The following is a 21237-nucleotide window of genomic DNA, read 5'->3' on the forward strand; positions in this document are numbered from 1 at the left end:
TTAAGTTGTGTCGGACTCCGCCAACAAGAGGGGAGAGGGTCCGTGCTCGGTATTCTCAACGACTTGCTCTGGGGCAAGGTGCTGCTTGTCCTGCTCATCGCCGTCGGCATCGGCTTCACGGTGGCCTCGCGGTTCGTTCAGTTTCGCTATTTTGGCCGGATGTTCCGCATCCTGGGGGCGGGCGAAGCCTTCAAGCGCGACGCGCATGGTCATCTCAGCTCGTTCCAGGCGCTGGTGCTGTCGGTTGCCGGTCGTGTCGGCGGTGGCAACATCGCCGGCGTCGCCGTGGCCATAACGCTCGGCGGTCCCGGTGCGGTGTTCTGGATGTGGGTCGTGGGCCTGATGGGCATGGCGACCAGCTTTCTCGAGTGCACTCTGGCGCAGACCTACAAGGAAGCCGAAGGCGACGGCACCTATCGTGGCGGTCCGGCGTACTACATCGTCAAGGGGCTGGGCCAGGGCTGGATGTGGCTCGCGGGTTTGTACTCCGTGCTGTTGCTGGTCACTTTCGGGTTCGGTTTCACCGCCCTGCAGTCCTATGCCGTTGCCACGTCGTTCGGCGATGCATTCGGCGTGCCGGTGTACTACAGCGGCATCGGCCTGGCGATGCTGGTGGGTCTGATCATATTCGGCGGCATCAAGCGCATTGCGCGTATTTCCGAGTACCTCGTGCCGTTAATGGCGGGTGGCTACATCCTCACTGCCCTGGTGGTGCTGGGTCTCAATGTGGACAGAATTCCCGAGGTGGTGATCATGATCGTCCAGGGGGCGTTCGGGCTCGACCCAGCCATCGGCGGCGGTATCGGTGCGGCCATCATGATGGGCGTCAAGCGCGGGCTGTTCTCCAATGAGGCCGGCCTCGGAAGCGCACCCAACGTCGCCGCGGTGGCCTATGTGCCACATCCGGCCAATCAGGGCATCGTGCAGGCCTTCTCGGTATTCGTCGATACCGTGATCATCTGTTCGGTGACGGCTTTCGTCATTCTGCTGAGCGGTATCTACACGCCCGGCACCGGTGCCGAGGTGGAGGGCGTCGCGCTCACCCAGGCGGCACTGGCGGACCATGTTGGCGAATGGGGGCGCGACTTCGTCAGCGTGGCGCTACTGCTGTTCGCTTTCAGCACCATCCTCTACAACTACTATCTGGGCGAGAACAGCCTGAACTTCTTCAGCCGCCACAATCAGAACCTGTTCAATGTGTTCCGCGTGGCGATCATCGGCCTGGTGTGCTGGGGGGCGACCACCGATCTGGGCACGGTGTTCGGTTTCGCCGATGTGACCATGGGGCTGCTGGCGGTGGTGAATCTCATCGGGTTGATCATGCTGTTCAGGCCGGGGCTTCGTATCCTGCACGACTTCGACGCCCAGATTCGCGACGGCGCCGAACAGCCGGTGTTCGACGCCAGCAATTTCCCCGACATGAACATCGATCCCCGTTCCTGGGAATTGGAGCCCGAAGACCTGGTGCGCACGAATACGGCCGCCGGTGCCGAGGCCGCGCACGCCTCCGAATGAGCCGGCACGGTCGTCGGCCTTGTGCACGGTGCCGGATCCGCCCGCCGACGGCGGATCCGGTCTTCACGGATACGCGTTCCCGGTTGCGTCAACGACACCATGACGACATACACTGAACATGACTTACTCGGTGGTATGACGCCGTTGCGGGCGCCCGCCGTCGGCGAGGCGGCAGCCGTGTTTCCCCACCGCAACGTCGGGGTGATTGCGCCCAACGGGACCGACGCCATGCGCGACGCTTGCCGGGCTATCCTGCTCGGTCTCCGGGCGATGATCGCTCTTGGTCGGGAGCCGGCGTGATGCCGCGGCTGCTGATCGTGCACGCCGGCGGAACGATCGGGATGGTGCCTTCGGCCAATGGCTACGTGCCGACGGCCGGCTTTCCGGAACGCCTGCAGCGTCAGCTTCAGGCGCACGCGGCCGACCGCCTGCCCGGATATCGGTTGATCGAGCTGGCGCCGCTCATCGACAGCGCTGACCTGGTGCCGGACGATTGGAACCGTATCGTCGGCTGCCTGGCGACGCACTGGCATGATTACGATGGCTTCATCGTGCTGCATGGCACCGATACGCTCGCCCACACTGCCGCCGCGCTTTCGTTCATGCTGGGGCCCATCGACAAGCCAGTGGTGTTCACCGGGGCGCAGATTCCGCTGGACGAGCCGCGCAGCGACGGGCTGAACAATCTCGTCACGGCGATGTTCGTTGCCGCCTCCCCCGCAGCGCCGGCGGAAGTCTCCGTTTGCTTTCATGGCCGACTGCTGCGCGGCAACCGCGCGCGCAAGGTCCGCAGCCAGGGGTTGGACGCCTTCGACTCCCCGAATGCGCCATGGCTCGGGGAGGCCGGTATCGAGCTGACCTTCGACAGCGCACGCGCGCTGGCGCCAGGGAAGCCGATGCTCGCGCCGTTACGCTTCGACAGCGGTGCTGTGGCGGTCGTGCAGGCACACCCCGGCCTGTCGCCGCGGTTAGTGGCGGCCGTGCTCGAGGACCCCGCCGTCCGGGGCGTCGTGCTCCAGACCTACGGCGTCGGTAATCCCCCCGGCATGGACGGGACGCTTCTCGCGAGATTCGAGAGTGCCACCGCGGCCGGGCTGGCCATCGTCAATGTGACTCAGTGCCTTCAGGGCCGGGTGCACCAGGGGGCGTACGCCAGCGGTGCCGTGTTGAACGATGTCGGGGTGGTATCGGGGCGGGATATGACGCCGGAGGCCGCCGTCACGAAGCTGCAGGTTCTGATCGCTCGCCAGCTGCAGGGCGAGTCGTTGAGGCACGCGCTGGGAGAGCCGCTTCGCGGTGAGCTCACCCCGGTGTGAGCGTCGCCGGCACCCGGTGGCCGGCGGCTTCGCAGCGGACCCGGTCAGCCATGGCGGGTTTCGCCCCAGTGCACAGGGGACTCGTCAATGCCAAGCAGCGCCCGCATCTGATCGCGCCCGGTGAGCAGGTCCGCCAGGGTGTAGTCGTCCAGCACTGCGAAAAACGCCTTCAGTGCGTCGTTGAGAATGCCTCTTAGACGGCACGCAGCCGTAATCGCGCACTGGTTGTCGGGACCGAAGCATTCCACCAGGGCGCAGTCGTGTTCGGTTTCGCGTATCAATGTACCGAGGTTGACGCTGTCAGGTGAGCGCGCAAGCCGCATGCCGCCGTTTTTGCCACGAATGGTGGTGATGTAGTGACTGCGGCTGAGCCCGTAGACGACCTTCATGAGGTGGTTGCGGGAGATGTCGTGATGCTCGGCGATCTCCTTGATCGTCGCGAAACCGTCATCCTTGGTGCCGAGGTACATGAGCACCCGCAGGCAATAATCGCTGTAGAGGGTGAGTCGCATGGTCTTCGAGCGCTGCAATGAGGCGCGGTACGGGAGCGCCAGTGGTCGGGGGCGGATCAATAAATGAAGTATATAATATGTGTTTTATCTATCAAGCGCTCCACGCCTCGTCCGCCCGGCACCGGGGCGATGCTGTCCGGCCCCGGTGCTGCGACCACGGCTCACTGTTGCGGCGCGGGGCCGCCCATGATCCGGGTGAGCGTTTCCCCACGCGGCTGACCCTGTTTCTGGCGGATCCGGCCTTCCTCATTGCGATAGATGATCGTGGGCGTCGCGTAGTAGCCCATGTCGTGCATGAGGCGGTTATTGCGCTCGACCGCCGTGCGCGCGGAAGTCGGCAGATCGTCGAGTGGATGCACACCGCCGGTGGATTGAGTGCGTTCGTGTTCGGTGAGCGCCCCGGAAGGGTCGTCGGCGGCGAGCAGCGTTGCGGCCTTGGCGACGCTGTCCTGCTTGATGACACCCACCATCACGTGGCGTAGCTGCACGGCGCCGGCGTCGACCCACGGCCGCGCGGCTTGCCAGAAGCCATGACAGTACGGGCAGTTGGGGTCAGTGAACACGTAAATCACGCGCTCGGCGTCTTCACTGCCGTCAGCGATCCAGCGGCTGTCGGTCAGCCTCGACCAGACGTTTTCGGCCTGGGGTTTGCTCGCGGCCTCGGCAATACGTTTCCGGCTGAGGTTGTTGCCGTCGGCGTCGAACAGCGTTCCCACCACCGCGTGTTCGCCGTCCTCGGTGACGTAAACCGCCATGGTCCGACCGCGCAACGTGATGGTATAGCCGGTCATTCCGCCGGGGGCGTCGAATGCCTCGCCGACCCGTGCGCCCCGTTCGCTCAGCGCCTGTAGCGGTGCCGGCGCCTCCTCGGCCTGCGTGGTGGGCGTGGCGACCGCGGCCAGCGCGGCCAACAGCAGGTGCCGGTGCCAAAGGCGGGTGACGGCGACCCTGGCGACTGATTGCATGAATCGTGCTCCTTTGTGCTGTGCCCCCGGGGAGTCTACACATTCACGACCACTGCCAAGCCCGGAAGTTCGCGAAAGCAATCCCGATTCATGGTCGATCCCGACCTTGCGTCCTTGGCCATACGCTCTATACGTGTAGCAGTGCGGTACCTCGTCACAACGACGCCAATAACCAATCCGGTCCACCCACACTGTTGCGAGGCCGGAGGAGGAGGACCATGAGCAGCAAGATCTCGCGGCGCGAGTTTCTAAAGACCTCGGCCCTTGGCCTCGGCGCACTCTCGCTGGGCGCGACGGGCCGTCAGGCACGTGCCCAGTCCGCGTCGGTCCGGTGCGGTGTGGTGACTTCGCTGTCGGGGGAAAACCGCTTCGGCGGCAACCTCACCCGCCGCGGGTACGATCTCTGGGCCGAAGAGATCAACAGGCAGGGCGGTATCGAGATCGGCGGCAAGCGCTACCCGGTGGAGATGTTCTATGGCGACGCCCAGTCCAACCCGGCCTCGGGCGCGTCCGCGGCGGAACGACTGATCATTCAGGACGAGGTGAACGTCATCTTCGGGCCGTACACCTCCGGCGTGACGCTGGCGGTGCAGCCCATCTGCAACAAATACCGGGTACCCATGATCTCCGGGTCCGCGGAGTCCCCCAAGGTCTGGCTCGACCAGCCGCCGTTCAATTTCGGCATGATTCCGGCGGTGGATCTGTCCGCCGGCAAATCGGTTCGTGTGATCAAGGACGCGGTGAGTCCGACGCCTGCCTCCATCGGGGTCGTCGGCGTGGACGAGCCGTTCTCCAATGACACCGCCATCGGCTTTCGCGACGGCGCCGAGGAGGCGGGTCTCGAAGTCACGGGTTTCGAGCTCTTTCCGGCGAAGGCGGATCTCACGCCGATCGTCACCAAGCTCAAGTCCCAGAACCCGGATATCGTGGCGGTGGGCGGTCACGAGGAAGTGCTCATCAATTTCGTCAAGACGGCCAAATCTCTGGGGTTTCGGCCCAAGGCGCTGATCATGCACTACGGCATCACGGCGCCGGCATTCGCGGACCAGCTCGGCGCCGATGCCGATGGGGTGCTGGGCATCTCGCTGTGGACGCCCGGGCTGCCATACCGGGACAGCCTCTTCGGCAGCGCGTCGGATTATGACGAGCTCTCGCATGCCCGCTGGGGCAGCCATCCGGACTATACCGAGGCGGCTTGCTCGGCGAGCGGGCTCGTGCTTCAGGATGCCGCCGAGCGCCTCGGCGAGGCGCCGCCCTGGGATCAGGCCGCGCGTGAAGGGCTCGCCAGTGCCATCGAGGCTACCGATATCGAGACGTTCTACGGGCCAGTGGCCTTCGAAACATCCGGGGATCACTTCCACAACAACACCCGGCCCGTGCCCGTGGTGGTGCAGATTACCCAGGGGCGGGTAGTGCCGGTGGCGCCGGCGAACGCGGCGGAGGGTGATATCGTCTACCCGCTGCCGGACTGGTCCTGAGTCGCAACAGAGAACGTCGGCCGCGGCACCTGCGGGCGCCGCGGCCCGTGGGGAGGCGTGCGTGGATCTTTTCCTTCAGGCGCTGGCGAACGGGATCCTTATCGGCGGTATTCTGGCCTGCCTGACGATCGGCTTTCAGCTCACGTTCGGCGTGCTCCACGTCATCGACTTCGCGGTCGGCGGCTGGGTGATGCTCGGCGGCTACGCGGCCTACTGGGCGTTGACGCTCCTCGGCCTCGATCCGTTCGCGAGCCTGCCGCTGATTTTTCTCGGCTTCGCGCTCGTCGGCCGCGCGCTGGGGCCGCTCATCTACCGCGTACGCATGAGCCGTTATGCACGCCCCGATCTGATGGCGCTGGCGCTGACCTTCGGCATCTTCATCTTCATGCGCGGCGGCGCCCTGTGGCTGTGGTCGTTCGATACCCGCAATGTGGACACCGTGATCGCCGGGCCGGCGATCCTCCTCGGGCCGGTGGCGCTTCCGGTGCTCCGGGTGGTGGCTTTCGCCGCCGCGGTGGTGGTGAGCCTCGCCGTATTCGTCTTTCTTTACCGCACCCGCTTCGGCCTCGCAGTGCGCGCTGTGGCGCAGAACCGCGAGACCGCGGGGCTGATGGGCGTGGACGTGCGCCGGGTCTCGGCCCAGGTGTACGCCGTGTACACCGGCATCACGGCGTCGGCAGGGGTGCTCGTCGCCACTATCTTCGCGGTCAACCCGGATGTGGGCGTGCGCTATACGCTCTTCGCCTTCTTCGTCGCCGTGCTCGCTGGCCTGGGCTCGGTGGGCGGGGTGCTGGTGGCGGGGCTCTTTCTCGGGATCATGGAATCCATGGTCGCGATCTATGTGGGCACGAGCTATTCCCACCTCGCCATTTTCGGTGCTCTGTACCTGGTCCTCCTTGTCGCCCCCAAGGGCATTCTGGGACGGGGGCTGTGAGACGCTCATGAGGTATGCGGTGACGGCGGTGTGCGGACTCGCGGGCCTGGCGGTGCTGGCGGCTTTACCGATGTGGCTCGATGCCTACTCGCTTCGCATCGCCACCGGGGTTTTCATGTGGGCGGGGCTTGCCTGCGCCTGGAACATCGTCGGCGGCTATGCCGGGTACATCAGCTTCGGCCACTCCGCGTTCTTCGGCATTGGCGCCTACGCCACCGCCATGCTCATGCAACGCGGCGTCGGCTGGCCGTTTCTCGCCACGCTCCCCGTGGGGATCGCCGCCGCGGCGGCGGTGGCGGCGCTCATCGGCGCACCCACCATGCGCCTGCGCGGTGCCTACTTTGCCATCGCGACCTGGGCCTTCGCGGAGATGCTGCTGCAGCTGGTCAACGTCCTGGAGGTGACCGGCGGACCGGGGGGGCTGTCGTTGCCGCCGTTTCTCGACGAGTTCTTCTTCTACTACGTGATGCTGGCTGCCGCCGTGGCGGCCTACTTGATGGTGTGGCTGCTGATGGAGCGCTCGCGGTTCGGCTTCCGGCTACGCGCGTTGCGGGATCACGAGCCCGCCGCCGAGGCGCTCGGAATTCACACGACACTCGTAAAGGTACAGGCGTTTTCGTTGTCGGCGGCGATCACCGCGCTGTTTGGCGGTGTATTCGCCTACTGGGTGACGTTCATCAACCCCCGCTCGGTGATGGGCGGTGAGATCACCGACCAGATGGTGGTAATGGTGCTGCTCGGCGGCCTCGGCACGGTCTGGGGGCCGGCGTTGGGGGCTGCGTTGCTGTGGCTCACCAACCGCATGATCTGGGCCTCCCTGGGCGATACCACCATCTATCTGCCCATCCTGGGGCTCATCATCGCCGCGGTGGTGCTTTTCCTGCCCAACGGGCTGGTCAGCCTGCTGCCGGGCGGCGGCAGACTAAGGCGGCGCGGGAGGAAGCTGCTGGCCGGAATGGTGCGCAAGTTATGAGTGCGGGTGCAGGGCAGCAGGCCGTTCTGTCCGTGGAAGGGCTGGTGCGCCATTTCGCGGGAATCACGGCGGTCAACGGCGTGAGCCTCGCAGTCAGTGGCGGCGAGATCGTGGGGGTGATCGGCCCCAACGGCAGTGGGAAGTCGACCCTGTTCAACCTCGTCGCCGGCGCGCTGGCGCCGAATGCCGGGCGCATCGTGCTCGATGGCCGCGTGGTGACCGGATGGCCCGCGTGGCGTGTGGCGCGGGCCGGGCTCGGCCGCACGTTCCAGATTCCCGCACTGTTCGACAACATGAGCGTGCGCGACAACCTGCTCGCGGCCGCCGTGGAGGGGGGCGACTGGCGCGGCGCTCCGAAGCGGGCGGACGCGGCGCTGGAGCTGCTGCAAATCGACCACGTCGCTGACAACCGGGCCTCGGAGCTTTCCGGCGGACAGCAGAAACTGGTGGAGTTCGCCCGGGTGAGCATGCGCGAGCCCCGGCTCGTGCTGCTCGACGAGGTGACCGCCGGGGTGCATCCGAACATCCGCCGGATCATTCTCGATGCAGTACGCACGCTTCAGCGCCGCGGGGTGACGTTTCTGCTCATCGAGCACGACATGGAGCTGGTACGCGAAGTGTGTGGCCGCATCATCGTCATGGATTTCGGCGAGGTGGTCGCGGAGGGGGATTTCGCGACGATTGCCAGCGATGCAGAGGTCCGGCAGGCGTATCTGGGGCGGACACAATGAGCGACGGTCTCGAAGTCAACGGCCTGGTCACCGGCTACGGCAAGCAGGAGATCGTTCACGGCGTGTCGCTGTCGGCGCAGGCCGGTCACATCACCTGTGTGTTCGGGCCCAATGGCAGCGGTAAATCCACCGTCATCAAGGCGATCGCCGGCGCGTTGCCGGCCTGGTCCGGGCGAATTGTCATCGACGGTACGGATATCACCTCGGCACCGGTGCACCGGGTGGTGCGTCATGGTGTGGTGATGATGCCCCAGGGAGGTGGCGTGTTCCCCCGGCTCACCGTCGAGGAGAATCTGCGGATGGGCGGCTACTCCATCGCCGATGCGGCACACGTGGAAGAGCGGGTCGACGCGCTGATCGAGGAGTTCGAGAGTCTCAAACGCCGGCGGCGGGTGGCGGCGGGCTCGCTCTCCGGCGGCGAGCAGATGATGGTCGCCATTGCCCGGGCATTGGTGCCGGAGCCGATGTTCGTGCTGCTCGACGAGCCGTCGGCCGGGCTATCGCCCGCCATGGTGCACGACACGATAGACCGGGTGAGGACGCTGCGCGAGCGCGGCGTGGGCGTGATCATGGTGGAGCAGAATATCCGCGAGGCGCTGCCGGTGGCCGACAGCATTTACATCCTCGCGGGCGGCCGCGAGCAATTCAGCGGTTCGCCGGCGGATATTCGCGACGACGCTCAGCTGATGGCGCTCTACATGGGTGGGTGAGGGCTCAGTCGGCGCTGGCGGTCACGCTGCTGACCGCGCGCACGGGGTTTGCCGGTCGGACCACGAACAGGAAACTCGCGAGGGTACCGACGCCCATGACCCCTATGATGAAGGCCATCGAGTGCGAGGTACCGTCGTGGAGGGCGCCGACCAACGCGCCCGCGCCGGCGGCCACCGCCATCTGGATGAAGCCGAGCAGGGCGGAGGCGGATCCCGCCATGCTTGGAAACGGTCCGATGGCGCCGGCCATGGCCTGGGGCATGACGATGCCCACGCTCATCATGAACAGCATGTGGGGGCCGATCACCGCGGCGATGTGGTAGACGCCCGCCGCCGAGAGTGCGGCCATGCCGATGCCCGCCGTACAGGCAAGCAGGCTGCCGCAGAGCATGAGCCGGTTGACGCCCCACCGCCGGCTCAACTGCCCGGCGAAGATGGTGCCGCTCATGTAGCCGAAGACCACCAGCATGAAGTAGAGCCCGTAGCGCTGCTCGGGCACCCCCAGGAACTCGATGAGCACGAACGACGAGCCCGAGAGGAACGCGAACAGGCCGCCGAACACGAAGGCGCAGGCAAGCGTGTAACCGACGAATGTGCGGCTGCGCAGCAACGCCGCGTAGTTCGCCAGGATCACGCCCGGGCGAATGGGCTGACGATTGTCGGCGGACAGTGGTTCGGGCAGAGCGACAGCGACCAGGGCAGTGATTACCACCGCGTAGACGGCGAGCACGGCGAACAGCGACGGCCAGCCCGCGGCGACGAGCAGATAGCCGCCGGCGATGGGAGCCACCGCCGGGGCGAGGGCCATGGCGGTAGCCAGGTGGGAGAGCACCCGGGCGGCCTCGCGTGGGCCGTGGATATCGCGCACTGCCGCGCGCCCGAGCACGGGGCCGGCGCAGCCGCCGAGCGCCTGGAGGAATCGCAGTGCGATCATCGCCTCGATGCTGGTCGCCAGTGCGCAGCCCACGGTGGCTAGCACGAACAGGACCAGGCCGACCAGGATCACCGGTTTGCGGCCGAAACGGTCCGCGAGCGGTCCGTAGATGAGCTGCGAGAGTGCGAAGCCGAGCATGTAGATACTCAGCGTGAGCTGCACCTGATCCGTATCCGCGTTCAGTGCCCGACCGATGGCCGGCAGCGCTGGCAGGTACATGTCCGTTGCCAGTGGCCCGACAGCGACCAGAGCGGCCAGCAGCAGTGTCGTCGCGGTGGATTTGGGTTGCAGCATGCTGTGTGCTCCGTGTTCGAGAAGAGAAAGGGGCGTTGTTTTTAGTTTCAAGCGTCAAGTTTCAAGTCGGAAGTGGCGAGGCGCTACCCGCGGCGCCGTTACCACGGGCGACTTGGAACTTGCCACTTTGAACTTGTAACTGACGCCACGGTTACCCATGACGGCGGCGAGCTCGCTCGCACTCGAACTCGGCCCCCAACGAAAAACGGCCCGAGCGTATCGGGCCGTTGTCGGTTCGGGTCGTCGGTGGCCGGTCACTTGGGACGCTTGTCGATCACTCGTTTGGCCTTGCCCTGGGAGCGCTCCACCTCGCCCGGGTTCAGCACCCGCGCTTCGGTGCTGATGCCGATGTAGGACTTTATATGGTGCTGGAGGTCCTTGGCGATGGCGATCTTTTCTTCGTCGTCGATCTCGCCCAGGTCCTGACGCGGCTCCACGTACACCGCCACCTTGTCCATGTGCCCCTCGCGCCAGACCTCGATCTGGTAGTGCGGTGCAAGCTGGCCTTGCTTGCAGATCCGCTCCTCGATCTGGCTGGGGAACACGTTCACGCCACGAATGATTAGCATATCATCGGAACGCCCGGTAATGCGGCCCATCCGACGCATGGTGCGGGCGGTGCCCGGGAGCAGCTGGGTGAGGTCGCGCGTGCGGTAGCGGATGATGGGCAGTGCCTCCTTGGTGAGGCTGGTGAACACCAACTCGCCTTCCTCGCCGTCGGGCAGCACCTCGCCGGTCTCCGGGTCGATGATCTCGGGGTAGAAGAGGTCCTCCCAGATGGTGGGCCCGTCCTTGGTCTCGACGCATTCCTGGGCGACGCCCGGGCCCATCACCTCGGAGAGGCCGTAGATGTCGACGGCGTCGATGTCGAAGCGCTCCTCGATCTCGGCGCGCATGGCGTCGGTCCAGGGCTCGGCGCCGAATATGCCCACCCGCAGTGAAGTCTGGCGCGGGTCGAGACCCTGGCGCTCGAACTCATCGGCGATGTTGAGCATGTACGAGGGCGTGACCATGATGATGGTCGGCTTGAAGTCCTGGATGAGCTGGACCTGCTTCTCGGTCTGGCCGCCGCTCATGGGCACCACCGTGCAGCCGAGCTTCTCCGCGCCGTAGTGCGCGCCGAGGCCGCCGGTGAACAGACCGTAGCCGTAGGCCACGTGGACCACGTCGTTGGCGCTGCCGCCAGCAGCGCGAATGGAGCGTGCCACCGCGTTCGCCCAGGTATCGATGTCGTTGCGCGTGTAGCCAACGACCGTCGGGCGTCCGGTGGTGCCGCTGGAGGCGTGGATGCGCACCACGTCGCTCATGGGCACCGCGAACATGCCGTAAGGGTAGTTGTCGCGAAGATCGTTCTTGTAGGTGAACGGGAATTTCGCGAGATCGGCTAGGGAGTTCAGCTCGTTGGGGTGCACGCCCGCGCGGTCGAAGCTCTCGCGGTAGAACGGTACGTTCTTGTAGGCATGGTTGAGTGACCAGCGCAGGCGCTCGAGCTGGATGTGGCGCAGCTCGTCGAGGCTACAGGTCTCCACCGGCTCCAGCAGGCCGCTGACAGGGACGTCGGTACGCTTCATCGTCTCTCCTCCGCAGTTCGAAAGAGGGGGGAGTAACCACCGAGACGCCAGGGGCACGAAGGTCTACAAAGATCGTTCGCGTCGGTGAGGACCGTAGGTCGGCTGCACTCGACAGCCGACGATCTCCGCGGTCCTGCACGGTGTCGGGCACCGCCTGCGCGGAAATCAGTCTCAAGTGGCACGCGGCGACCCTGCCACGGTCACCAATTCGCCGCTTTCAACTTGCCACCTTCCACTATTGTCCGTGCGATCTCGCGGCCTTTGTGGTCCCTCGTGCCTTGGTATCCTGGCGGCTATCTCCCATGCATTCGGTTGTTCAGACCCGCTCGATCACCATGGCGATGCCCTGGCCGACGCCAATGCACATGGTGCACAGCGCGTAGCGGCCGCCGCGGCGGTGGAGCTCGTTCACCGCCGCGAGCGCCAGGCGCACGCCGCTCGCCCCGAGGGGGTGGCCCAGCGAGATGGCGCCGCCGTTGGGGTTCACGTGCTCGGCGTCATCCGCAACACCGAGCATGCGCAGCACCGCGAGCGACTGGGCGGCGAAGGCCTCGTTGAGCTCCACCACGTCCATGTCGTCGATGCCGAGCCCCAGGCGCTCCAGGAGCTTCCGACTCGCCGGGGCCGGGCCGATGCCCATCACCCGCGGCGCCACGCCGGCAGTGGCCATGCCCAGCACGCGTGCCCGCGGCGTGAGGCCGTGGCGGGCGGCCGCTGCCTCGGAGGCGACGATGAGCGCGCCGGCGCCGTCGTTCACGCCCGAGGCGTTACCCGCGGTGACGCTGCCGCCGTCCTGACGGAACGGCGTCGGCAGCTTGGTCAGCGCCTCCAGCGTGGTCTCCGGGCGCGGGTGTTCGTCGGTGTCCACCACCACCGGTTCCCCCTTGCGCTGGGGGATGGTCACCGGGGTGATCTCCTCGGCGAGCCGGCCCGCTTCCATCGCCGCCCGGGTGCGTTGCTGGCTGCGCAGGGCGAACGCGTCCTGATCATCGCGGGCCACGTCGTAATCGACGGCGACATTCTCGGCGGTCTCCGGCATGGAATGGGTGCCGAAGCGCTCGGCCATGAGCTTGTTGACGAAGCGCCAGCCGATGGTGGTGTCGTGGATCTCGGCCTGGCGCGAGAACGCCTTTTCGGCCTTGCCCATGACGAACGGTGCCCGCGACATGCTTTCCACGCCGCCGGCGATCATCAGTTCCGCCTCGCCGGCGCGGACGGCGCGGGCGGCGCTGCCCACGGCGTCCAGGCTGGAGCCGCACAGGCGGTTGATGGTGGTGCCGGGCACCGTGTCGGGCAGGCCCGCGAGCAGCGCGGCCATGCGGGCGACGTTGCGGTTGTCCTCACCCGCCTGATTGGCGCAGCCGAGGATGACGTCATCCACCGCCGCCCAGTCCACGTCCGGGTTGCGGGCCAGCAGGGCCTTCAGCGGCACGGTGGCCAGGTCGTCGGCGCGTACCCTCGCCAGCGATCCGCCGTAGCGTCCGAACGGCGTGCGCAGGCCGTCACAGATATACGCCTCAGTCATCACTTACCTCCAGCCCGGGAACGAGCTGTGCCTTGGTCTGATAGGACTTGCCGCGAAATAGCGCAATTACGCGGCCGTCCTGGTTCTCCACGCGGATGTCGTAGACACCGGTGCGTCCCCCGCGCTTGCATTCCTCGCCGGTGGCGATGAGCACGTCGCCACGCTTGGCCGGTGCGAGATAGTCGATGCTCGCGCCCTGGGCCACCGTCACCTGGTTGGTGTAGTTGCAGGCGAAGGCGAATGCCGAGTCGGCGAGGGTGAATATGAAACCGCCGTGGCAGTTGTCATGGCCGTTCACCATGTCACTGCGCACGGGCATGGTGAGCCTGGCATAACCCGGCCGGATCGCCACGAGCTCCATACCCAGGCCCTGGGAGGCGAGGTCGTCGTCCCACATGGCCTGAGCGCAGCGCTCGGCCAGTGCCTGGGGGGAGAGGCGTTCGACGGTCTGTTCACTCATGGAATCCGACTCCTGCATAAACCTTGCGCCAGAGCAGCGGCGAGACCCGGTAGCGGTCCAGGCCGTAGACCACGCCCAGGCTGTCCAGCGTCTGGCAGACGTGAGGGAGGCCAATGGCGTCCGCCCAGGCGAGCGGGCCGCGCGGGTAGTTCACACCGCCGCGCATGGCGGTGTCGCAGCCGGCGGCGTCGCACACGCGTTGATTCACCGCATCGGCGGCCTCGTTGGCGAGCATGCACACAGTGCGCATGACGATGAGGCCCGGGATGTCGTCGATGACGCAGACCTCGCGCCCGAGCGCCTGGAACAGCCCCACCGCCCGTGCCAGCGCCTCCGGCGAGGTCTGGTCGGCGGCGGCGAGTACCGCGCGCCTGGCCTCGGCGAAGTCGAGCGCCAGGTCGAAGACGACGAGATCCTCCAGGTCCTCTTCCACCGCGCGCTCGGTGGCAAGTCGGCCGTCGCTGAGCGCGAGTACCGTTCCACCCACGTGGAGGTAGCCGTCCTCGCCAGCCTCGCGTTCGACGGCGATGCCCGCCGCCTCGATGGCGGCGACCAGCGGCTCGGCGACGCCAAGATCGCCTTCGACGGTGACGGTCTCCGGGCGCGGTCCGGGCTCGGCGGTCGCCGGGGCAGGGTTCGCCGCGCCCTCGCGGTAGTCGTAGAAGCCGCGGCCGCTCTTGCGCCCGAGGCGTCCCCCTTCCACGTACTCGCGCTGCAGCAGCGACGGCAAAAAGCGCGGATCCTGGTAGTAGGCGTTGAATACCGACTGGGTGACGGCGAAGTTCACGTCCTGGCCGATCAAATCCATGAGCTCGAAGGGGCCCATGCGGAAGCCGCCGGACTCCTTGAGCGCCGTGTCGATGGTGGCGACATCCGCGCCGCCCTCCTCGAGCACCCGCAGCGCCTCGGCGTAGAACGGCCGGGCCACGCGGTTGACGATGAACCCGGGCGTGGAGCGCGCGTGCACCGGGTGCTTGCCCCAGGCCGCGGCGGTGGCGTGCACGGTCTCGGCGACGGCGGGATCGGTGGCGATGCCGCTGACCACCTCCACGAGCTTGAGGATCGGCGCGGGGTTGAAGAAGTGCATGCCCACCAGCCGTTCGGGACGCTGGAGGCCGGCGCCGATGGCGGTCACCGAGATGGAGGAGGTGTTGGTGGCGAGAATCACGTCCTCGCCGCAGATCGTCTCCAGCTCACTGAAGACCTGCTGCTTGATCGCCAGGTCCTCGACGATGGCCTCCACCACCAGCCCTGCCGGAGAGAGCTCGGCGGTAGCGGTGACCGGGCGGATGCGGCTGACAATGGTGTCCACCTGCTCGCGGGTCATCCTGCCGCGCTCGATGAGCCGCTCCATGCCCGCGCGGGTGCGCTCGATGCCTTTCTCGGCGGCGCCCTCGACAGCGTCGAAGAGCAGCACCGGGTGGCCGGCGGTGGCGGCCACCTGGGCGATACCGGCGCCCATGGTGCCGGCGCCGATGACGCCGATGGTCGTGTCAGTGGTCAGTGCGCTCATGGTCTATCGGCTCACTTGCCCTGGAAATCGGGATCACGTTTGTCCATGAAGGCGGCGACGCCTTCGCGGTAGTCGTCGGTGCGACCGGCGACGCGCTGCAGGTCGCGCTCCAGGTCGAGCTGGTCGTCCAGGTCGTTGTGCCAGGAGGCGTTGATCGCGCGTTTGATGAGCGACAGTCCCTTGGTGGGCTGGGTGGCGAGATGGCGGGCGAGGGCGCCCGCCTCGTCGGCGAGCGCCTCGTCGTCGACCACCTTCCAGATCATGCCCCAGGCCTCGGCCTGCTCGGCCGGGAGCTTGTCACCGAGCATGGCGAGTCCCATGGCCCGGGCATGCCCGACCACCCGCGGCAGATGCCAGGTGCCGCCGGAATCCGGCAGCAGGCCGATCTTGCAGAACGCCTGGATGAAGCTCGCCGAGCGCGCGGCGAGCACGATGTCGCAGGCGAGCGCCAGGTTCGCGCCGGCGCCGGCGGCCACGCCGTTGACGGCGCAGACCACCGGCATCTCCAGCGACTTCAGCTTGCGGATGAGCGGGTTGTAATTCTTCTCGATGGATTCGCCCAGATCCGGCGCCTCGGCGCCCGGGGCCACGTTGCGGTCGGAGAGGTCCTGACCGGCGCAGAAGCCGCGGCCGGCACCGGTGATGAGCAGGCAGCGCACGTTCTCGTCGCGCTCGGCGGCCTTGATGGCCGCGCGCACTTCCTCGTGCATCTGCGCGTTGAAGCTGTTCAGCGCCTTCGGTCGGTTGAGCGTCAGCGTGGCGGCGCCGGCGTCGACGGAATACTCGATGGTCTCGTAGCTCATGGCGGTCTACCGTCCCTTGAACTCGGGCTTGCGCTTATCCATGAAGGCGCTGAGGCCTTCCTGGCGGTCTTCGGTGGCGGCGAGGATGGTGAAGGCCTGGCGCTCCAGACGCAGGCCAGCGGTGAGGTCGGTGTCGAAGGCCTTGAGCAGCACATCCTTCGCCTGGCGCACGGCCATGGGCGACTTGGCGGCGATCTTGCCTGCGAGGTCGTGGGCACGCTCGATGGTGGCTTCCCGTGGGGTGATCTCGGCGACCAGGCCGGATGCGAGCGCGGTGCGTGCGTCGATCCACTCGCCGGCGAGCACCATTTTCATGGCGAGCGACTTGCCCACCGTGCGAATCAGGCGCTGGGTGCCGCCGGCGCCCGGGATGATTCCCAGGTTGATCTCCGGCTGGCCGAACTGGGCGTTGTCCGCGGCGATGATGATGTCCGCGTGCATGGCGAGCTCGCAGCCACCGCCGAGGGCATACCCATTGACCGCCGCGATGAGCGGCTTGGGGAACTGCGCGATACGCTGCCAGTAACCCGGACGGGTGTCTTCCACCACACCCTTGAGGTCCAGCTCGGCGAGCTCGCCGATGTCGGCACCCGCGGCGAAGACTTTCTCGCCGCCGGTGAGAACCACCGCGCGCACGCCCTCGTCGGCGGCCGCCGCATCCAGCGCCTCGGCGAGCTCGCGAAGCAGGTTGGTGCGCAGCGCGTTCCGCGCCTTGGGGCGGTCGAGGGTGATCTGCAGGACATGCTCCGCCGTCCCTTCGACGACGATGTCCTCGTATTCGGCCATCTTGCCCCTCCTCGTAGATGCTCGGGTTGGCCGTGGGTGGGATGAAGGAAACACGACATGACGCTGTAACCAACCACATTCGGTATCGCGTCTATGCGGCCACCGGCGTGGCCGGCCGGAAGGCTCTCCATCCCCCGTCACAAAGGGTCGTCGCCGGCATCGGCGTGACTCGGCCACGACCGGGCAAAGACTACCGCAGTGCGGAAATAGGTTACAAGAAGTTCATTGACAGAGGTCAAATACGTATCAAAATACGGTCCACGTATCGCAGCATCGCGACTGGCTTCATGCACACTGTATGAGTGACCGTTTCAATGTTGTGAGTATGGATCATACCCGCAGCCGTATCGGTGGCGGGCGAGGAGTCAGGAGGCGAGATGACACAGGATTTCTACGCCAAGCATCGCGAGACGCTGGACAAGGCCATGGAGGCCACCCGCACCCGCGAGTTCTGGAGCCCCTACCCGGAGGCGCCGAGCGGCAAGATCTACGGCGAGAACGCCGCTGCCGAGGGCGAGGCGGCTTTCAAGGCGCGTCTCCACCAGCCCTTCAAGCTCGAAATGCCCGGCATCGAGGGCGAAGTCGGCGAGGAGCGCTCGCCCTACGGCTTCGATCTCGGCATCCGCTACCCCAAGGTGAACGTCAACCAGCTCGTGCCGGCGATGAAGCACTCGCTTGCCGCCTGGCGTGACGCCGGCCCGGAGGTGCGCGCGGGCGTGTGCGCGGAGATTCTCGAGCGGCTCAACAAGCGCAGCTTCGAGGTGGCCCATGCGGTGATGCACACCACCGGCCAGGCGTTCGTCATGGCCTTCCAGGCCGGCGGCACCCACGCCCAGGATCGCGGCCTCGAGGCCGTCGCCTACGGGCTGGAGGCACAGACTCGCACAGTGAGCGAGACCCGCTGGGTGAAGCCCCAGGGCAAGCGCGATCCGCTGGAGATGGACAAGCGCTTCCGCGTTATCCCCCGCGGCCTGGCGCTGATGGTCGGGGTTTCCACCTTCCCCACCTGGAACGGCTATCCGGGGCTCTTCGCGAGCCTGGTGACCGGCAATCCGGTGATCGTGAAGCCCCACCCCCATACCGTGCTGCCGCTGGCGATCACCGTCGAAGTGGCGCAGGAGGTGTTGAAGGAGGCCGGCTTCGATCCGTGGATCGTCTCCCTGGTGACCGACACCCGCGAGGCGCCGGTGACCAAGGAGCTCGCCCAGCGCGAGGAGGTAGGCGTCATCGACTTTACCGGCAGCACCGAGTTCGGCGAGTGGCTCGAGCGCAACTGCCACCAGGCGCAGGTCTACACCGAGAAGGCGGGGGTCAACTCCATCGTCATCGACTCCACCGACAACCTCAAGGGCATGGTTCAGAATCTGGCCTTCTCCCTGTCGCTGTACTCGGGGCAGATGTGCACCACGCCCCAGGACATCTTCGTGCCCCGCGACGGCATCGAGACCGACCAGGGGCATCTCTCCTTCGATGAAGTGGCCGATGCCATCGCCGAGGGCGTACGCAAGTTCCTCTCCGACAATGACCGCGCCACGGCGGTGATTGGTGCCATCCAGGCGGAGGTCACCGCCGAGCGCATCGGTGAGGCGGCCAAGCTCGGCGAGGTGGTGCTCGAATCCGAGACGCGCGAGCACCCGCAGTTCGAAGGCGCGCGAGTGCGCACCCCGCTCATCCTCAAGGTGGATGCCGCCGACGAGCAGGCCTATTCGCGCGAACTCTTCGGTCCGATCTCCATGATCATCGCCACCGACAGCACCGAGGACAGTATCGCCCGCGCCACCCGTCTCGCGAAGGAGAAGGGCGCGATCACCTGGGGCGTGTACGCCACCGATGAGGGGGTACTCGCCCGCATGGGAGAGGCGGCGTTGGAGGCGGGCGTTTCCGTCTCGGAGAACCTCACCGGCGGGGTCTACGTCAACCAGACCGCGGCGTTCAGCGACTACCACGCCACCGGCGCCAACCCGGCGGCCAACGCATCGCTGTGCGACAGCGCGTTCGTGGCGAATCGCTTCCGGGTGGTGGAGACGCGCCGGCACGCGGCGTAGAGACTCAGAAAGCTCCAAGTGACAAGTTGGAAGTTGCCAGTTCTGCGATCTGCGGCAGCGCGAGCTGCCGCAGATCGCTCTTTCGACTTGCCGCTTGGTACTTTTAAGCCGTGAGGAGGAGAGCGCATGCCTTGCTATGCCATCGACGGGCTCAAGCCCGTTGTTCACCCGGACGCCTATGTCCACCCCACCGCCGTGCTCATCGGCGACGTGATCGTCGGCCCCGGGGTCTACGTCGGCCCGTGTGCCTCGCTGCGCGGCGACTTCGGCCGGCTGATCCTCGAGGAGGGCAGCAATCTCCAGGACACCTGCGTGATGCACGGCTTCCCGGGTACGGACACCGTTGTCGAGAGGGACGGCCATATCGGTCACGGCGCGGTGCTCCACGGCTGCCGGATCTCCCACAACGCCATGGTGGGGATGAACGCGGTGGTCATGGACAACGCCGTGATCGGCGATTCCGCCATCGTCGCGGCGTCGGCTTTCGTCAAGGCCGATAATCACTTTCCCGCGCGCAGCCTCATCGTCGGCGTGCCCGCCAAAGTGTTGCGCGAGCTCAGCGACGACGAGATCGCCTGGAAGGTGGAGGGCACCCGCACCTATCAGGATCTGGTCCGCCGATCCTCGACGAGCATGGTGGAGGTGACGCCACTCACGGAAGCGGAGGCGGACCGCCCGCGCCTGAACGTCTCCGACGTGGAACCGCTCTACAAGCGCCGCGGGACTTGATGCGATCCCGGGCGGAGGGTAGAGGGCGAGGCGGCGCGCAATCCGGCGTGCGACATCGTCAGCGCAGGAGATGAACCACCAAGGCGCCAGGATCCACGAAGAACGCCAAGATGGAGGATCTGCCAGGGCCGGCGAACCCTCGACGATCGGATGCCCGGCTTCGTGAGTCCTTCGTGCCCTTCGTGCCTCGCTCCACGGTGTTCGCCTCCGGCGTTGGCAACCGACCGCAGACTCGTAAGGTCGGCGAGCGCAAAGCGCTGGCCGACAGGCCGGGTGCGGAAATGCCGGCGACTCGGGTCGAAGGCCGGCATTCGCCTACGCCACCGCGCCGGTAGCGAGTGCGCATGGACAATCGGCAACGTAGCCGATTGCCTGGCGGGCGCTGGCCGCTTTGGACTTGAAACCGGCCGCTTTTCACCCGATCGCGTAGTGTGAATGGCGCGAAGCGCAATGCTCCAACCAGACACGAGGAGGTCACCATGAGCTACCAGTACATCAACACCGAGACCCGCGACCGGGTCGGCATCATCACTCTCGACCGGCCTGACGCGATGAACGCGTTGTCCGATGCGCTCATGCACGAGGTGGGGCAGGCGCTGGAGGCATTCGACGGCGATGACGCCATCGGCGCCGTGGTGCTCACCGGCAGCGCGAAAGCCTTCGCTGCCGGCGCGGACATCAAGGACATGGCGAAGTCCGACTTCGTGGATCTCTTCCGGCGCGACTTCCCCGGTGCCGACGGCTGGGCCGCCCCGGACAGCTTCCGCAAGCCGCTGATCGCCGCGGTTGCCGGTTACGCCCTCGGCGGTGGTTGCGAGCTCGCCATGGCGTGCGATTTCATCATCGCCGCCGACAACGCCCAGTTCGGCCAGCCCGAGGTGAAGATCGGCGCCATGCCCGGTGCCGGCGGCACCCAGCGTCTCACCCGCGCCGTGGGGAAGGCGAAGGCCATGGAAATGTGCCTCACCGGCCGCATGATGGACGCCGAGGAGGCCGAGCGCTCGGGCCTGGTCGCCCGCGTGGTGCCCGCGGATCGGCTGCTCGAGGACGCCCTCGCCACCGCCGCCAGGATCGCCGGCCACTCGCTGCCTTCGACCATGCTCATCAAGGAGGCGGTCGACCAGGCCTTCGAAACCCCGCTGCGCGACGGCCTGCGCCAGGAACGGCGCCTGTTCCAGTCCACCTTCGCCACCGAGGACCAGAAGGAAGGCATGGCCGCGTTCGTCGAGAAGCGCAAGCCGGATTTCCGGCACCGGTGACGAGTGGCAAAATGCCGCGCCGGGGCGGCACGTTACAATGTCTCCCCGGCCTCCCATGTCAGACGTGCATCATGCGCCGACAGAACTACGTGTCGAGACTCGGGTGGTCGTATACCAATTTTCGAAATAACTCGGGCCGATCCCGTTGCCATGCCTTGAGGGTCTGCACCGGCGTTCGGTGATG

General features: G+C 66.6%; 19 protein-coding genes. 10 read left to right on the forward strand and 9 right to left on the reverse strand.

Going from position 1 to position 21237, the window contains the following annotated elements; translation table 11 throughout:
- Positions 1–42 precede the first annotated feature (42 nt).
- Both ACPEES_RS18490 and ACPEES_RS18495 read left to right on the forward strand, forming a co-directional pair.
- A complete protein-coding gene (locus ACPEES_RS18490; RefSeq protein ID WP_435105071.1) occupies positions 43–1515 on the forward strand; it encodes an alanine/glycine:cation symporter family protein in 1473 nt (490 codons plus the stop codon).
- A gap of 299 nt (positions 1516–1814) precedes the next feature.
- A complete protein-coding gene (locus ACPEES_RS18495; protein WP_435105072.1) occupies positions 1815–2831 on the forward strand; it encodes an asparaginase domain-containing protein in 1017 nt (338 codons plus the stop codon).
- A 44-nt stretch (positions 2832–2875) separates the two neighbouring features.
- Here the strand turns inward: ACPEES_RS18495 and ACPEES_RS18500 are convergent, their stop codons facing one another.
- Both ACPEES_RS18500 and dsbG read right to left on the reverse strand, forming a co-directional pair.
- Positions 2876–3343: an RrF2 family transcriptional regulator gene (locus ACPEES_RS18500; RefSeq protein ID WP_435105073.1), complete on the reverse strand. Its 468-nt coding sequence runs from the start codon at positions 3341–3343 to the stop codon at positions 2876–2878.
- Between the two features lie 161 nt (positions 3344–3504).
- Entirely contained in the window at positions 3505–4308 is an 804-nt protein-coding gene (gene dsbG / locus ACPEES_RS18505; protein ID WP_435105074.1) for a thiol:disulfide interchange protein DsbG, read from the reverse strand.
- Between the two features lie 218 nt (positions 4309–4526).
- Between dsbG and ACPEES_RS18510 the strand changes: the two genes are divergently transcribed.
- The 5 genes from ACPEES_RS18510 to ACPEES_RS18530 all read left to right on the forward strand — a co-directional run bounded on the left by ACPEES_RS18510 (position 4527) and on the right by ACPEES_RS18530 (position 9134).
- Positions 4527–5786, forward strand: coding sequence for an amino acid ABC transporter substrate-binding protein (locus ACPEES_RS18510; protein ID WP_435105075.1), 1260 nt, complete (start codon positions 4527–4529; stop codon positions 5784–5786).
- Between the two features lie 61 nt (positions 5787–5847).
- The gene (locus ACPEES_RS18515) at positions 5848–6720 is read left to right on the forward strand and encodes a branched-chain amino acid ABC transporter permease (protein ID WP_435105076.1); all 873 of its coding nucleotides are present in this window, start codon (positions 5848–5850) and stop codon (positions 6718–6720) included.
- A 7-nt stretch (positions 6721–6727) separates the two neighbouring features.
- Entirely contained in the window at positions 6728–7693 is a 966-nt protein-coding gene (locus tag ACPEES_RS18520; RefSeq protein ID WP_435105077.1) for a branched-chain amino acid ABC transporter permease, read from the forward strand.
- The gene (locus tag ACPEES_RS18525; protein WP_435105078.1) at positions 7690–8424 is read left to right on the forward strand and encodes an ABC transporter ATP-binding protein; all 735 of its coding nucleotides are present in this window, start codon (positions 7690–7692) and stop codon (positions 8422–8424) included. The genes ACPEES_RS18520 and ACPEES_RS18525 overlap by 4 nt, the downstream gene beginning before the upstream one ends.
- The gene (locus tag ACPEES_RS18530) at positions 8421–9134 is read left to right on the forward strand and encodes an ABC transporter ATP-binding protein (RefSeq protein WP_435105079.1); all 714 of its coding nucleotides are present in this window, start codon (positions 8421–8423) and stop codon (positions 9132–9134) included. The genes ACPEES_RS18525 and ACPEES_RS18530 overlap by 4 nt, the downstream gene beginning before the upstream one ends.
- Before the next feature lie 4 nt (positions 9135–9138).
- On the opposite strand, the gene ACPEES_RS18535 is transcribed toward ACPEES_RS18530, so the two are convergent.
- The 7 genes from ACPEES_RS18535 to paaF all read right to left on the reverse strand — a co-directional run bounded on the left by ACPEES_RS18535 (position 9139) and on the right by paaF (position 17020).
- Positions 9139–10362 carry a Bcr/CflA family multidrug efflux MFS transporter gene (locus ACPEES_RS18535; protein WP_435105080.1) on the reverse strand — a complete coding sequence of 408 codons (1224 nt, stop codon included), beginning with the start codon at positions 10360–10362 and terminating at the stop codon, positions 9139–9141.
- A gap of 254 nt (positions 10363–10616) precedes the next feature.
- Positions 10617–11933 carry a phenylacetate--CoA ligase PaaK gene (paaK, locus tag ACPEES_RS18540; protein ID WP_435105081.1) on the reverse strand — a complete coding sequence of 439 codons (1317 nt, stop codon included), beginning with the start codon at positions 11931–11933 and terminating at the stop codon, positions 10617–10619.
- A gap of 316 nt (positions 11934–12249) precedes the next feature.
- Complete coding sequence (pcaF, locus tag ACPEES_RS18545; protein WP_435105082.1) at positions 12250–13458, reverse strand: 3-oxoadipyl-CoA thiolase; 1209 nt, start codon at positions 13456–13458, stop codon at positions 12250–12252.
- The gene (gene paaI, locus ACPEES_RS18550; protein WP_435105083.1) at positions 13451–13918 is read right to left on the reverse strand and encodes a hydroxyphenylacetyl-CoA thioesterase PaaI; all 468 of its coding nucleotides are present in this window, start codon (positions 13916–13918) and stop codon (positions 13451–13453) included. The genes pcaF and paaI overlap by 8 nt, the downstream gene beginning before the upstream one ends.
- The gene (gene paaH, locus ACPEES_RS18555; RefSeq protein WP_435105084.1) at positions 13911–15431 is read right to left on the reverse strand and encodes a 3-hydroxyacyl-CoA dehydrogenase PaaH; all 1521 of its coding nucleotides are present in this window, start codon (positions 15429–15431) and stop codon (positions 13911–13913) included. The genes paaI and paaH overlap by 8 nt, the downstream gene beginning before the upstream one ends.
- A gap of 11 nt (positions 15432–15442) precedes the next feature.
- Positions 15443–16234, reverse strand: a complete 792-nt coding sequence (paaG, locus tag ACPEES_RS18560) for a 2-(1,2-epoxy-1,2-dihydrophenyl)acetyl-CoA isomerase PaaG (protein ID WP_435105085.1) — start codon at positions 16232–16234, stop codon at positions 15443–15445.
- Between the two features lie 6 nt (positions 16235–16240).
- Complete coding sequence (gene paaF / locus ACPEES_RS18565) at positions 16241–17020, reverse strand: 2,3-dehydroadipyl-CoA hydratase PaaF (RefSeq protein ID WP_435105086.1); 780 nt, start codon at positions 17018–17020, stop codon at positions 16241–16243.
- A 377-nt stretch (positions 17021–17397) separates the two neighbouring features.
- On the opposite strand from paaF, the gene paaN reads away from it, so the two are divergent.
- The 3 genes from paaN to ACPEES_RS18580 all read left to right on the forward strand — a co-directional run bounded on the left by paaN (position 17398) and on the right by ACPEES_RS18580 (position 21053).
- Positions 17398–19065, forward strand: coding sequence for a phenylacetic acid degradation protein PaaN (paaN, locus tag ACPEES_RS18570; RefSeq protein WP_435105087.1), 1668 nt, complete (start codon positions 17398–17400; stop codon positions 19063–19065).
- 126 nt (positions 19066–19191) lie between these two features.
- Positions 19192–19794, forward strand: a complete 603-nt coding sequence (gene paaY, locus ACPEES_RS18575; protein ID WP_435105088.1) for a phenylacetic acid degradation protein PaaY — start codon at positions 19192–19194, stop codon at positions 19792–19794.
- 479 nt (positions 19795–20273) lie between these two features.
- Entirely contained in the window at positions 20274–21053 is a 780-nt protein-coding gene (locus tag ACPEES_RS18580; protein WP_435105089.1) for an enoyl-CoA hydratase, read from the forward strand.
- Positions 21054–21237 lie beyond the last annotated feature (184 nt).

It is taken from the genome of Arhodomonas sp. AD133 (genome assembly GCF_051195215.1).
Classification (GTDB): Bacteria; Pseudomonadota; Gammaproteobacteria; order Nitrococcales; family Nitrococcaceae; genus Arhodomonas.